10 protein-coding genes and 1 tRNA gene are annotated in these 14,350 nt (G+C 36.0%); 2 read left to right on the forward strand and 9 right to left on the reverse strand.

All coding sequences use genetic code 11. The features are described from left to right. Positions 1 to 51 precede the first annotated feature (51 nt). From BCELL_RS16625 to BCELL_RS22925, 5 genes are all read right to left on the reverse strand, one after another. Positions 52 to 774, reverse strand: coding sequence for an MBL fold metallo-hydrolase (locus tag BCELL_RS16625; RefSeq protein WP_013489942.1), 723 nt, complete (start codon positions 772 to 774; stop codon positions 52 to 54). Positions 775 to 1,072: 298 nt separating this feature from the next. Continuing rightward, positions 1,073 to 3,934: a carbohydrate-binding domain-containing protein gene (locus BCELL_RS16630; RefSeq protein WP_013489943.1), complete on the reverse strand. Its 2,862-nt coding sequence runs from the start codon at positions 3,932 to 3,934 to the stop codon at positions 1,073 to 1,075. 466 nt (positions 3,935 to 4,400) lie between these two features. Next, positions 4,401 to 7,307 carry a carbohydrate-binding domain-containing protein gene (locus BCELL_RS16635; RefSeq protein WP_013489944.1) on the reverse strand — a complete coding sequence of 969 codons (2,907 nt, stop codon included), beginning with the start codon at positions 7,305 to 7,307 and terminating at the stop codon, positions 4,401 to 4,403. Between the two features lie 625 nt (positions 7,308 to 7,932). Then, positions 7,933 to 8,008 (reverse strand) — tRNA-Ala (locus BCELL_RS16645). Between the two features lie 211 nt (positions 8,009 to 8,219). Beyond that, positions 8,220 to 8,378: a hypothetical protein gene (locus BCELL_RS22925; RefSeq protein ID WP_013489946.1), complete on the reverse strand. Its 159-nt coding sequence runs from the start codon at positions 8,376 to 8,378 to the stop codon at positions 8,220 to 8,222. A gap of 113 nt (positions 8,379 to 8,491) precedes the next feature. On the opposite strand from BCELL_RS22925, the gene BCELL_RS16650 reads away from it, so the two are divergent. Continuing rightward, complete coding sequence (locus BCELL_RS16650; protein WP_198283988.1) at positions 8,492 to 9,499, forward strand: potassium channel family protein; 1,008 nt, start codon at positions 8,492 to 8,494, stop codon at positions 9,497 to 9,499. Between the two features lie 3 nt (positions 9,500 to 9,502). Here the strand turns inward: BCELL_RS16650 and BCELL_RS16655 are convergent, their stop codons facing one another. The 3 genes from BCELL_RS16655 to BCELL_RS16665 all read right to left on the reverse strand — a co-directional run bounded on the left by BCELL_RS16655 (position 9,503) and on the right by BCELL_RS16665 (position 13,207). Next, positions 9,503 to 9,907, reverse strand: a complete 405-nt coding sequence (locus tag BCELL_RS16655) for a YugN-like family protein (RefSeq protein WP_013489948.1) — start codon at positions 9,905 to 9,907, stop codon at positions 9,503 to 9,505. 588 nt (positions 9,908 to 10,495) lie between these two features. Beyond that, positions 10,496 to 11,851, reverse strand: a complete 1,356-nt coding sequence (locus BCELL_RS16660) for a glucose-6-phosphate isomerase (RefSeq protein ID WP_013489949.1) — start codon at positions 11,849 to 11,851, stop codon at positions 10,496 to 10,498. 186 nt (positions 11,852 to 12,037) lie between these two features. Continuing rightward, positions 12,038 to 13,207, reverse strand: coding sequence for an iron-containing alcohol dehydrogenase (locus BCELL_RS16665; RefSeq protein WP_013489950.1), 1,170 nt, complete (start codon positions 13,205 to 13,207; stop codon positions 12,038 to 12,040). A 218-nt stretch (positions 13,208 to 13,425) separates the two neighbouring features. On the opposite strand from BCELL_RS16665, the gene BCELL_RS16670 reads away from it, so the two are divergent. Then, positions 13,426 to 13,653 carry a DUF378 domain-containing protein gene (locus BCELL_RS16670; RefSeq protein ID WP_013489951.1) on the forward strand — a complete coding sequence of 76 codons (228 nt, stop codon included), beginning with the start codon at positions 13,426 to 13,428 and terminating at the stop codon, positions 13,651 to 13,653. A 96-nt stretch (positions 13,654 to 13,749) separates the two neighbouring features. On the opposite strand, the gene yugI is transcribed toward BCELL_RS16670, so the two are convergent. Continuing rightward, complete coding sequence (gene yugI / locus BCELL_RS16675) at positions 13,750 to 14,163, reverse strand: S1 domain-containing post-transcriptional regulator GSP13 (RefSeq protein ID WP_013489952.1); 414 nt, start codon at positions 14,161 to 14,163, stop codon at positions 13,750 to 13,752. Between the last annotated feature and the right edge of the window lie 187 nt (positions 14,164 to 14,350).

Genomic DNA, 14,350 nt, shown 5'->3' on the forward strand with positions numbered 1-14,350 from the left:
ATATTAGGAAATAAAAAAGCGATGGATATACTTTCATTACCTATCCAAGGTCTATAAAGAAATAGATAATCCGGAAGACGCTATCAAAATTTCACCATCAAAATATTTACTCGCCTCATTCTTTAATTGCTGATGATCGCCATGGTGTGGTAAATGTGATAGCAGCAATTGTTTTACACCAGCTTTTTGTGCAAGCCTCCCAGCATCTCTACTATTCATATGACCGAATTGTGAAACATCATTCTCTTCATATGCGCTGCACTCTGCAATCAGTACATCGCTATTTTTCGCAAAGTCAGCTAGTTCTTCCTGATAACTAGTATCGGCTGTATATGTCATTATCTTCCCATTTCGTTCTATTCTCATAGCATAACAAGATGCGGGATGAACAGTTTTGTGAAAGTTGATATTGAATGGTCCTAATGTCAACACATGCTTCTCAGAAAAAGCTTTTGCTACTACTAGATCTTGAAAGTGTAGCTTTTGAAATTTTTCTTCATCCTCTGTATGTCCGTAAATGATTTTTTTCTCTTTCGATTGTGTTAATATTTGCGAATAGTGGAATACGCCAATATCTGCCATATGGTCATGATGATAATGGGATAAAATGATTGCTTTTAAGTCATTTAGATTACAAAACTTTTGTACGTTGGAAATGACTCCACTACCACAATCAATTAATACGTTATACTCGTCTGCTTCTAACAAATAACCTGAAGTCGCTTCCCCTGCCTCTGGATAACCATGCCAAAACCCAACTACCGTCATCTTCATCTTTTTCACTCCTAAAAAGAATATTCTTTCTTGCTCCGTATATTTTGGTTAAGTATATCAAAATGTGGACGATGTTAAAAACGACTATAAAGTGTGTATTTCTCGTTACTACAGTTTTGCAATTTTAACTATTTCATTGAAGATTATAGTAGTACAATCGCCCTGTCAGATCGGTGCGGGGTGAAAAATTGAAATAACAGTATGAAGCTAAAAGGGATCTGAACTTCTATTACATTCCTTTATGTAAAAAGAAGACTCTACTGTCTAATGACAGAGAGCCTCTTTTATCGAAAATATATTAGTTTGTAGCTACTTTTCTTCTTTGAATAACAAAGAATGCAACACCGCTCATTAATAATAGCGCACCAATTATTAAGAAATTGAATGTGTTTGTAGCTGTATCTGGTAATCTGTCGCCTTCTTTTTCTTCTTCAGCAGCTTGCTTTTCTTCATCAGCCTCGGATGCTTCACTTCCTTCATCTTCAGCAGATTCTTCTGCAGAAGAATCAGATTGTGTAGACTCACCAGTTTCAGACTTTAGTTCATTAACTTGTGCTTCTAAATCATTTAATTGTGCTTCTAGACTAGCAATCACTTCTAGTAGGTCTGCAACAACAGACTCATCAGCAAGGTCTGATAGTTGTGCTTCTAGATCTGCAATTTGTGTTTCAAGCTGTGCGATTTGCTCTTCATTAGAAGCTTCTACTTCTACTAACTGTTCTTGCAATTCATTTATATTTCTTTCTAGTACTTCTACTTTTGTTTCTAAAGACATATCCATTCTTACATTATCAAGAAATACTCTTCCAGCAAAGTCACTTTCATCGTCTGCGAAAATAAGCATTAGATTACGTAACTCAATATCATTTTCGATATCTTCAATATTAATCTCTACCTCATAATGATATAGGCCATCGTCTGTTACCGTAGCAGAATCTAGTTCTTCTAGATCAATTTCAAATGTTTCAGATGCTTGAGCCCAATATCCTGCCGCTGGCGGTTGAAAAATTAAGTTAATATCAATAGCACCTTCTGTAGCTCTATCTTCAATTGGATCAATGTAAAAATCAAAGGCTACAAATTCATAATCGCCACGAACTAAATCATCTTTATATAATGTTAGTCTTGGCGCAGTAGCCCAATCATCACTTGGCTTCACTTCTGGGTATGCATATTCCCATGAAAGAGCATTTGATCCGTTAGCCTCTTCAATTGTTAATGCTGTTCTAACTGCAGATTCACTATCCCACTCCCAGCCTTGACGAGTACCATCTTCAAAATCAGACGGAAGTGCTGAATCTCCTTTAGTGTCATGTTCCACTGGTTCTGGTACTGATTCACGGTCTCCTGTAACAGTAATATTATCTAATGAAATCACATCAGCATTTTCTGTGCCCACAAAAAGAATAATGTTATTAAGCTCACTACCTTCCGGGTCTTCTGCTATGTTTGTAAGATTTGGTGCATCTTCACCCGTGATGGTTAAGAGTGCTTTGTATGTGCCATCTTCTTGTTCTTCAAAGTCATCTTCCGTTATTAAAACGGAATTAGATGCGTTCGCCCATTCATGAGCACTACTTTGAGGAATTGCTGCAATGGCTACTGTAGTTGGATCATCAACTACAACGTCCATCGATAACTCCTCTGCACCTAGTATGTCAAATGTTTCTTCCCATTCATCTGCAGAAATTCGTACATTCGACCAGTAATCTTCTTCTTCTCCAGCAATAGCGTTACTTTCATCTAAACCGGTGATTTGAAGTGCGTCATTTACATTTTCAATAGTTACATCTACAGGGCTATCACTATTTTGTACAAACCCTTGTGTAGTCCCGTCGTTAAAGTCCCAAATTACTTCAGAGAATTCCTCTCTTGGTGTACGATCAATTGGCTGATATTCTTCTCCCAATATACGTGAACGTACGTATTCACCAGATACACTTAATTCTTCCATAGACCATACTTGATCTTCACCTGGGTCAAGATCAGTTGCATCAGATTCATTTAAAATAAATGGTGTAAATGCACCAGAAGTTTCATTTTTATTTGTTAAAGACCAGTTAGTCCAGCTAATGTTGTTTTCATTTAGAAAATTAAGCCAGACATCTGCTTCATTTAAGTAAGGACCATTATTACCGTCAGCTTCACTTACGCCCCACTCTGTTGCAAAGATTGCTTTTCCTTTATCTAGTGCGTATTTTGCGTTAGCCATTACGTTACTGCGATCCTCGCTAGATATACCTTCTGGATAACTCTCATTTGTTCCTTCGTGAGTACCAGTATAGAAATGTAGTGTATACATTGTATGATGGTCATCAATTGGATTATCAGCAGCTAAATCCATTCTTTGACTCCAGTTAGGGCTACCTACGATAATAATGTTATCTTCAGCATTTCCACTATCACGAAGTGCATCTACGATAGGTTGAGCATATTCTCTAACTGCTTCCCATCCGTCCTCATCATTCGTTATCCCAGGGCCACCGCTACTATTTGAGCTTGGCTCGTTTGCAAGCTCATAAATTAGATGTGGGTCATTTGGGTACTTTTCAGCAATGTGTAAGAAGAAATCTTTAGCTCCTAAATATTCTTCTCCATCTTCATTAACGCCACCTTGGTAAATGTCAGCATTAGGGTCACCAGGTGCATGAACATGCCAATCAATAATGACATACATATCGTTTTCTTTCGCTAATTCTATCCCTGCATATACCTTTTCAATAAGATCTGGGTTGTAAGCGTAGCCATTTTCTCCGATATATAGCGCTAATCTAATTACATTAGATCCCCAATCATTTGCTAACGCTGCAAAAGCGTTTTCATTTACGATTTCGCCAAACCATTGTAAACCGTGTGTACTCATCCCACGTAATTGAATTGGAACACCATCTTGATCTGCTAAAGTAACTTGTCCATCTACTTCAACCAATTGTAATGCACCAGCTTCTGAAGGTCTTCTTTCATCTAGTCCTCCATCTAATAGCGCCGGATATTTCTCATAATTTGACTCATGAGGTCTTTCTTCAATTTCAATTGGAGTTACTAAATCATCGTCATCTCCATTATCACCTTCTTCTGCACTCACCATTGGTGCAAACAATGAAGTAATTAAAAGAACAGCCATCATAATTGCTAATAAACGTCTTAATTTGTTCCTCACTATGAACCCTCCCATTAATGTCGTTTGTCACTTATCGGAGTCCACCTTTACGTTTCGGAATATTTAAAACGAAATAAAATATGTAACTTTCGTACAATCAAAATAATGTAACCTAAATACGAAAGTGGTTTCGTAAACCATTATAAAAATTTCGCTATTCCAAAAATAGTAAGCTGAACTAGAAGTCTAGTCATCTACTATTTATAGAACACCCCCTTTTTTGTAAGAAAACTAGAAATACCATAGTTTGACTACGTTTTCATTTACTTTTAGTAGTGTCTAATATTTCACGGAAGTAAATGAATACGATTTCATTATAACAACCTTTTACATAATACGCTAGAGAAAACCCTTTCTTTTTTCGAAATAATAACGAAAGTGTTTTCGTAAATAGAAACTAGGTCGTATAAAACAACAAAAAAGTGATTGATACGATGAAGTATCAATCACTTTTCAATTAATTTTATTACTTAATTGCTACATTTTTTCTCTTAATAACAAAAGTTACAATCCCAATAGCAAGTAACATTAAACCTACCATTAAGAAGTTAAACATGTTTGTAGCAGTGTTTGGTAATTTCTCACCATCTTTACCTTCTTTACTAGAAGATCCAGTCTCTTCTGCACCATCTGAAGAGTCACTGTCCTCATCTTCTGTAGATCCAGATTCCCCTTCTTCAGAACCATTATTTTCTCCGTCAGTAGAACCATTGTCTCCTCCATCAGTAGTACCATTGTCTACATCGTCAGAAGAACCATCACCATTACCTGGTTGAGGTGTTACTCCGTTTGCAGCATCTTTTAATTCCTGTACTTGTTGCTCAAGAGCCGCTATTTGAGCTAGTAAATCCTCAATAATACGTTGAAGTTCTTCTACTACTGATGAATCAACTAATTCGTTAAGTTGTTCTTCTAGTTCAGCAATCTGATCTTCTAATTCTGCTATTCTTTCAGCATTATCAGCTTCAATAGTTTCAATTTGCTCTAATAATTCAGCAATTGTTCTTGATAGAACTTCTACTTTTTTCTCTAGAGACATATCAAATCTTACGTTATCTACATAAACTCTACCAGCAAAATCACTTTCACCATCAGCAAAAATAAGCATCATATTACGTAACTCTGTATCGTCTTGTAAATTAGTAATATTCGTAATGTCTATTTCTACTTCAAAGTGATATAATCCATCTTCTGTTAATGTTGCTTCATCTAATGCTTCTAAATCAATGTCAAATGTACTCGGAGCTTGTGCCCAGAATCCCATTGAAGGTGGTTGGAATGTTAAATTAATTGAAATCTCACCTTCAGTTGCTCGTTCTTCAACTGGATCAATGTAAAAATCAAATGCAACGAACTCATTATCTCCGCGTACTAAATTATCTTTCCAGAAATCTAAGCGTGGAGCTGTAGCCCATCCATCACTTGGTTTTACTTCTGGGTAAGCATATTCCCAAGAAAGCGCGTTTGAACCATTAGCTTCTTCAATTGTTAAAGATGTTTTAACTCCAGATTCACTATGCCAATCCCAGCCTTGGCGAGTACCGTCTTCAAAAGTTGAAGGAAGTGTTGCAGTTCCTTTTTCATCATGAACAACTGGCTCTGGAATTGATTCACGATCCCCAGACACTGAAATGTTATCTAAAGAGATAGCATCTGCGTCTTCAGTATTTATCAGTAAAATAATGTTATTCAGCAAACTATCTTCAGAACTATTAGCAATATTACTTAAATTTGGAGCATCTTCAGCAGTTAAAGTAAGCACTGCCATGTAATTCCCGTCTTCTTGTAAATCAAAATCTTCTGGAGATACTGCTACTTCAACTGGATTTGCCCATCCAGCAGAAGCACTTTGTGGAATTGCACCAATTTCAACCATAGTAGGTTCGTCAACTATAATTTCCATCGATAATTCTTGTGCACCAGCAATATCAACAGTTTCATCCCAATTATCAGCTGATATACGCACATCCCAAACACTATTAGCTTCACTAATTCCAGCTATTTGTAGTGCGTTATTCTCATTTGTAACAGTGAAGCCTTCTAATGTGCTACCAGCATTAACCCCAAATCCTTGAGTCGTACCATCATTGAAGTCCCAAATAACTTCAGTGAAAGTTTCTCTTGGTGTACGGTCAATTGGCTCATATTCTTCACCAATGATACGTGAACGTACATATTCACCTGAGAGACTTAATTGCTCTTTCGTCCATACTTGTCCATCACCTGGATCAAGAGGAGTTGCTTCTGAAACATTTAACTGAAATGGTGTAAATGATCCAGATGTTTCATTTTTATTTGTTAATGACCAGTTAGCCCAGCTAATATTATTTTTATTTAAGAAGTTAAGCCAGATGTCAGCCTCATTTAAATAAGGACCGTTATCTCCATTAGCTTCACTAACTCCCCACTCAGTTGCAAAAACTGCTACACCGTTATCTAATGCATATTTCGCATTTGCCATTACATTTGAACGCTTATCGCTAGGTGTTTCTTCTGGATAGCTGTCATTAGTACCATTATGTGTACCAGTATAGAAATGCACTGTATACATTGTATGGTGATCATCAATAGGGTTATCTGCTGCTAAGTCTGGACGTTGGCTCCAGTTAGGACTCCCTACAATGATGATATTGTCATCAGCATTACCGCTATTTCGAAGTGCTTCAACAATTGGATCAGCATATTCTTTTACAGCTTCCCAACCAGCTTCATCATTCGTAATTCCAGGGCCACCATTATTATTTGAACTTGGCTCATTTGCAAGCTCATAAAGTATATTTGGATTGTTAGGATATTTTTCTGCAATTGTTAAGAAAAATTCTTCTGCACCAGAGTATACATCAGCTCGTGGATCACCAGGAGCATGCACATGCCAGTCAACAATTACGTACATGTCGTTTTCAATAGCTAAATCAATTCCGTCATATACTTTGTTAATTAATTCTGGTCTCGTTGCATAACCATTTTCACCAACATAGAGTGCTAGACGAATCATATTTGAACCCCAATCGTCTGCTAACGCAGCGAAAGCGTTCTCATTCACAATCTCACCAAACCATTGTAAACCGTGTGTACTCATTCCACGTAATTGAATAGGATTGTTGTTTTTGTCTACTAATGTCATCTGTCCATTTACTTCTTTAAGTGATAATGCTCCACCTTCAGAAGCTTTTGGAACACCATTATCTAATAAAGCAGGATATTTCTCATAATTTGATACGTGTGGATCTTGACTAATTGGAAGTGGATTAACTAATGGCGCTTCCTCTTCTCCATTCCCATTTTCTTCCGCACTTACCATCGGTGCAAATAAGGTTGCTACTAATAAAAACGTCATCATTACTGCTAAAAACTTTCTTAATTTCTTTTTCAAGTTGAAACCTCCTAACATTTTTTGGATTACTAATTGTTGCAATTTCGGATTTTGATAGGATGTTATTGTATTATGAAGATTTCGAAATCCGAAAATAAAACTAAAATACTACTAAAAGGCTTTCGCAATGTGGTAAAAAAAATTCGACACTCTTACTATAAAACACAAGTAGTCTACTATTTTTTAATTGATCCCTCCTATTTCGTAGTATTTCTTGTATTCACTGTAATAAAACGTTTTCATAAAGTGATAAAAAAAAGAAAAAACAGTAGCATCACCGGTGAATACGTTTTCATTATAGCATGATTTTTCAAAAAGGTAGTATTATTTTTTTTATATTTATGTCTATTTTAAAAATTTTTTAATCCACTAAATAAGTTTTCGCTAGTTATTTTCTATCTTAAACTCAAATATATCGTATAAAATTACTATAAAATAGTTAGAAAATATTTAATAATAATTAAACATCGCTAGTTACATAGAATCAATACTAATATTCCGAAAATAACTACATATTTTCGGTAATACCTTATGAAAATTAAAAAACGACACAACCCCTCGCTTTTGCGAAAGACCGTGTCGTTGTACACAAAGTATGTAATGTTTCTAACATATGTTACTTTATTGGTGGAGCATAGCGGGCTCGAACCGCTGACCTTTTGGCTGCCAGCCAAACGCTCTCCCAGCTGAGCTAATGCCCCGTCAATTGTATGATACATAGTAAAGGACGTCTCTCGTTGTTCTACTTCGACTACATTTCAATATTGGTGGAGGTCATAGATATAATCTATGCTCTTATTTGAACATATATTATAAAAAAACGATATGCACCAAGCAATTTATTTCTTACATGAAAATATTATAACGATTTTAAATTTGTATATCAAGTCATTTTTCGAATTGTATGAACTATTAAAAAATGATAAACAATACATACCACACAATCCCCGCAACTATTGCAGCAACTAATCCTGAAAAGACATTTTCTTTAATTACCTTTTTGTGCTTTACTGCATCAAATATAACCCAACCAATGAAAATAGTGATTGCAAACACAATTGCTTCAAACATCGACTTCTCTCCTTTCCCGTTTATCATCTTATCAAATAAATGAATGAGATGCACTACGTTTTGCCAATAATGGTGAAGGAGACTCAAGTAATATGTAAGGAGTTGAGATGTTTGTGTTTCGATTTGATTTTATTGTAGAGTCTTATTCCCGGTTTTATTCTCTCATAAAGATGACTTTTATTGTATTCCTATTCGCACTTTTCATCGGAAACTTGATGCACATAATTGAACCAGATAACTTTCCGAGTATTTTTGATGGGATATGGTGGTCTGTTGTTACTATATCTACTGTTGGATATGGTGATTTTGTTCCCGAGAGTATTTTCGGTCGAATATTAGGAATCATTCTCATTTTAGGAGGGATTGCACTATTTTCTTTTTTCATTACTAATCTTGCTAGTTCAACAGTATTAGCAAAGCAAGAAAAGGATGCTGGTGGTGCAAAGGTGAAAGAAAAAGGACATTATATTATTGTAGGCTGGAACGAAAGAAGTCATCAGCTAATTAAGGAGCTGATGAATCTTTACTCCAACATTCATATCGTTCTCATTGATGAGACTTTAGAGAAAAAACCGATTGATACAAAGGCATTGTCATTTGTTAAAGGGTCTCCAACGAAGGATGAAACTTACGAACGAGCGAATATAAAAAAAGCACATACCATAATTATTACCTCAAACCAGCATGTTGATGAGAAAACATCCGATGCAAATACAGTTCTAACCTTACTAACGAGTAAAGGGATGCAATCAAACATTTATGCTATCGTTGAATTAATTTCTCCTCAGCAAGCAAAGAATGCTGAGCGAGCTGGTGCAGATGAGGTTATTTTAAGCTCGAAACATCTTAGTTTACTTATGGTAAATGGCGTGCTGTTTCATGGAATGACAGACGTAATTGCAGAGATGCTAAAACACGGGAAGGATGATCAGCTTCAATTTAAGATTGTACCTCCAGAACTTATTAATGAAACATTTCAAAAAGCAATAACCGATTACCAAACGAGTGATATGTTTTTAATTGGTATTAGAAGAGGTAGTGATACGTTGCTTCACCCAAAAAACGGTTCTCAGCTTCTTAGCGGTGATAAACTCATCTTCTTTAAACGCGTTTCTTCATAACGCTTACGAATTGAGGATCACAACTTCTAGTTCTCGTATTTGCTCTCGACCCGTTTGTATCCATTCTGCCGGAAAAGTTGCATCTGGATTTCTCGGTGCAGAAAATTGATTAAACAGTGGATTCGGATCTTCCTCGTTATCGTGGTCTAACTCCGCTTCATAATCATGTGACAGCAAAAAGGGCCTTCCAAGACGGACGCTCACTCCTTTAGTATCTAAATCACCGTTAACTGCAACAAAAGGGAGCCGCACAAATAAGTAAGTTCCATTATCTTCTAATTTATAGTCAAAGTAGCCGTGGTCATATTCCCAGCCACCTCCAATGACATAGCCTAATGGTTTAAGCTTTTGCTCTAAGTCATGTAATTGAAACTCTTTATTTTCTAACAATGATTGCACTTCTATCATGTCTTATGTTCTCCTCCTTCTTTATCACTTCATCCCCTATTAGATTGTCCGAAATAAAAAAGGATATGATAAGAAAAACTAAAAACGAGCTTGATAAAGCTTGTTTTTAGTCTTTTCTTAGGTACGGTGAAGAAATGATGCCACATGTCTTTAATGTAGTAGTGAGTGCACTTCTCGCTACTACGCGTGGCATCATTTCCACCGCCAATTTTATACTTTTTTGCCTTAATCTAAAAACGAGCTTGATAAAGCTCGTTTTTAGTCTTTTCTTAGAAGCAGTGGAATTTCACCGTATCTCTTAAAGTACTAGTGAGTTCTCTTTTCACTAGTACGCACGATGGAAAATTAAACTGCCTAGTTAAAAAAGTAATTGACTCAAAAGGGTGATTTTCTCCTATTGAGTCAACACTTTTAACTTTCTCGGAAAGCTTCATCTGTTTAGGAACACTGAAAAGCTTTTTCACCTATCTTCATTCTTAAAACTCCTCTCGCTCCTGTATCGCAATTATAAAAAAATTTAAAACTACAAATAAACGAAGGTAACTTATACGCTAGAATTCACCTACAAGCCACCTTCGTCCATAAATATTATTTTTCGTTTAATCTTTTTTCAAGCTCTGCTTTTTCTGCTTCAAAACCAGGCTTACCTAATAGAGCAAACATGTTTTTCTTATATGCTTCAACACCAGGCTGGTCAAATGGATTTACTCCTAATAAGTAACCTGACATTGCACATGCTTTTTCGAAGAAGTAAACAAGATAACCGAAGTGGTATTCATTTAATTCAGGTACATTTACTATTAGATTAGGGACACCACCATCTAAGTGCGCAAGTAAAGTACCTTGAAACGCTTTTTTATTAACGAAATCCATCGTTTTTCCTGCTAAATAGTTTAATCCATCTAAGTCTGTATCTGCTTCTTCAATCGTAACTTCTTCTTGCACATTCCCTACATTTAAAACTGTTTCAAATAAGTCACGACGACCTTCTTGTACGTATTGTCCCATTGAATGCAAGTCTGTAGAGAAATCTACCGCAGCTGGGAAAATACCTTTGTTATCTTTTCCTTCACTTTCACCGTAAAGCTGCTTCCACCATTCAGAAACGAAATGTAATGAAGGCTCATAGTTTACCATAAGCTCAATAGTGTTTCCTTTATTATAAAGTGCATTTCTAACTGCTGCATACTGGTAAGCTTCGTTTTCAGTAACACTTGGGTTACTATAAGCTTCACGCGCATCGGCAGCACCTGTCATCATCTCTTTAATATCAAGTCCAGCAGCAGCAATCGGCAATAAGCCTACAGCTGTTAATACGGAATAACGTCCACCTACATCATCCGGAATAATGAACGATTCATAGCCTTCTTCCGTAGCTAATTGCTTTAATGCACCTTTTGCCTTATCCGTTGTTGCATAAATTCTTTTACGAGCTTCCTCAACACCATATTTCTTCTCCACGTAATCACGGAAAATACGGAAAGCAATGGCTGGCTCCGTTGTTGTTCCAGACTTAGATATAACATTAATCGAAACATCTTTTCCTTCAATGACTTGCATTAAATGTTTTACATAAGTAGAGCTAATATTTTGTCCGACAAAGAAAATTTGTGGTAATTTACGATCTTCTTTATTAAGAATGTTGTAGAAAGAGTGTTGTAATGCTTCAATTGCTGCTCTAGCTCCTAAATAAGAGCCACCTATCCCGATAACAAGTAACACATCAGAATCAGATTTAATTTTCTCAGCAGCCTTTTGAATACGTGAAAATTCTTCTTTATCGTAATTAACTGGTAAGTCAACCCACCCTAAGAAGTCACTACCTGCACCAGTTCCATTATGTATTGCATCATGTGCTGCTTTTACTAAACTATCTAAGTTCTCTACTTCTTGTTGTGATACGTAAGATAGTGCTTTTGAATAGTCAAAAGTTATATTTGCCATCTTTATTCCCTCCAATTTTAAATCAAACAATGAATACTCCAACTTTCACTTTATAAAATTCCGCAACAATAATCAAGCTAGTCTGTAAATTATTAGTGAATTAAATCTGAACTTTTTCCTAAAAACACTTTCGTTAAATAAAAAAGGATCCTGAGATTTACTCAACAAGATCCTTTCACATGAGAATTATTTTAGACAAGCATTTAATATAGAAATAACGTCATCCTTTTGGAGTTTATTAAAGTTACCGAAAGGACCATTTACCATTGCTTTGTCAGCCATTACTTCAATATTACTATCATCGATATTATAATCCGCGAGCTTACTTGGTGCACCTAAACTTGACCAAAACTTTTCTAACTGTTGAATTCCTTCTTCAGCTATTTCTTCATTCGTTTTTCCTGATGGATCTACATTCCAAATTCTGATTGCTAAATTAACAAGCTTGCGTTCTCCTAGTTGTTTATGATAACGCATCCACTCAGGTATGATAATTGCCAAACCACCAGCATGTGGTATATCGTATACAGCAGAGACTGCATGTTCTATATTATGTGAAGCCCAATCGCCTCTAACTCCCATTTGCAGCATTCCATTTAGTGCGATCGTACCTGAATATAGTATCGTTTCACGAAGCTTAACATCTTCTAAATTTGCTACTAATTTTGGAGCAGCTTCAATAACTGTTTTTAGCACTGCTTCACACATATACTCTTGAAGATAAGAGTTTCCTTGCTGATGGAAATATTGTTCAAAAACGTGTGACATCATATCAACTATGCCATAAACAGTATGATCTTTTGGGACTGAAACGGTATTTTTAGGATCTAAAATAGAAAACTTAGGGAATACTAATGGGCTTCCCCAACCATATTTCTCATGAGTTTCCCAGTTCGTAATAACTGATCCAGCGTTCATCTCTGAACCGGTTGCTGCTAATGTCAGAATTGTAGCAAAAGGAAGTGCATCTTTAATTGCCGATTTTTTAATAACTAAATCCCAAGCATCACCGTCGTATTTTGCTCCTGCAGCGATTGCCTTCGTACAATCAATAACACTGCCACCACCTACTGCTAAAATCACCTCAATTCCTTCTTGCTTACATATATCAACGCCTTTATGTACAGTTGTTATTCTAGGGTTAGGTTCTACACCTGGAAGCTCTGTGACTGAAAATCCAGCATCAGTTAATAACGATGTAACTTGATCGTAAAGTCCGTTTCGTTTGATGCTTCCCCCTCCATAGACTAATAACACCTTCGTTCCATATACCTTTAACTGCTTTACTAACTGTTCTTCTACTTGCCCTTCTCCAAAAATAAGTCGAGTCGGGTTATGAAAAATAAATGGATCCATAGAAAACAACTCCTTTTATTTACTTCACTTATTATTATCCCCATCAATAGCTAAAAAAGCAAAAATTATCAATGGCTCTTTATGACGAAATAGGGAAAACTGAAGTTTTTTTCTTAAATGTGCATAATTAAGTGTCCGATTAATCATGATAAGAGCACAGGAGCATATTAGCTTCTTATATGACTTGATTCTACCCCTTATAAGGAGGTGAGGAGCGCATGAGCGGAATTCAACGAACAGCTCTAGTTTTGGCTATTATCGGTGCTATCAACTGGGGATTAATCGGCTTCTTCCGTTTTGACCTAGTTGCGGCAATGTTTGGTGGTCAAGCTGCTGGATTTTCCCGTTTCATCTATGCCCTCGTAGGATTGGCAGGCTTATATTGTATTTCAATCTTGTTCAAACCGGATGAAGAATTAGAACGTAGTCCAGAGCCACAGCGTTAATATTTGTAAAAACATCATTTTTTAAGCTTCATATGGCTGGAGCAAAAAAGAGGTAGCTCATATACGAGCTACCTCTTTTCCATTTCTATCTTTGTCTTATTTTTTCACACGTTTATTTAAGTCTGCTTGGATTTCATTTGATTCCTTCAACCAAACCTTAAGCTTTTCTTCAAGTGTGTTGAACCCTTGTCCTTGTTGCGCACTTGGTTGTTGCTCTTTACGTTTTGCAGGAGCTGGTCTCTTTGGACGCTCTTGCTGTTCTGGCTTTGGTTGAGTTTCTCTAATTGAAAGTGAAATTTTACCTGTTTCTTCATCAATCGATAAGACCTTCACTTTCACCTCATCTCCAACTGAAAGATGCTCATTAATATCTTTTACAAAACCATGCGCAATGTGAGAAATATGAACAAGACCTTGCTTTTGATCATCTAATGCAATAAATGCACCGAAAGGTTTAATGCCTGTAACTTTACCTTCAACTATACTTCCTACTTCATATTGACTTGACATGAAAACAACTCCTAACTATTTTTTAACTGGTTAATTATATCACATGTTTATTAACGTGACAAAGTTGAAACAATTGTATTCCTTTAATTCATACCTCTTTTTCTAGATGATAAACCATGATTTACTTGACTAAATTGACATTTCACTAAGAAAGTATTATAGTTAAAAAATATTTTTTAGAGGGTGG

Source organism: Evansella cellulosilytica DSM 2522 (genome assembly GCF_000177235.2).
Classification (GTDB): domain Bacteria; phylum Bacillota; class Bacilli; order Bacillales; family Salisediminibacteriaceae; genus Evansella; species Evansella cellulosilytica.

Excerpts from the sequence above, each read along its gene's own strand:
- BCELL_RS16625 (WP_013489942.1), bottom strand. The coding sequence starts at position 774 with ATGAAGATGACGGTAGTTGGGTTTTGGCATGGTTATCCAGAGGCAGGG.
- BCELL_RS22925 (WP_013489946.1), bottom strand. The coding sequence starts at position 8,378 with ATGTTTGAAGCAATTGTGTTTGCAATCACTATTTTCATTGGTTGGGTT.
- BCELL_RS16655 (WP_013489948.1), bottom strand. The coding sequence starts at position 9,907 with ATGATAGAAGTGCAATCATTGTTAGAAAATAAAGAGTTTCAATTACAT.
- BCELL_RS16660 (WP_013489949.1), bottom strand. The coding sequence starts at position 11,851 with ATGGCAAATATAACTTTTGACTATTCAAAAGCACTATCTTACGTATCA.
- BCELL_RS16665 (WP_013489950.1), bottom strand. The coding sequence starts at position 13,207 with ATGGATCCATTTATTTTTCATAACCCGACTCGACTTATTTTTGGAGAA.
- BCELL_RS16670 (WP_013489951.1), top strand. The coding sequence starts at position 13,426 with ATGAGCGGAATTCAACGAACAGCTCTAGTTTTGGCTATTATCGGTGCT.
- yugI (WP_013489952.1), bottom strand. The coding sequence starts at position 14,163 with ATGTCAAGTCAATATGAAGTAGGAAGTATAGTTGAAGGTAAAGTTACA.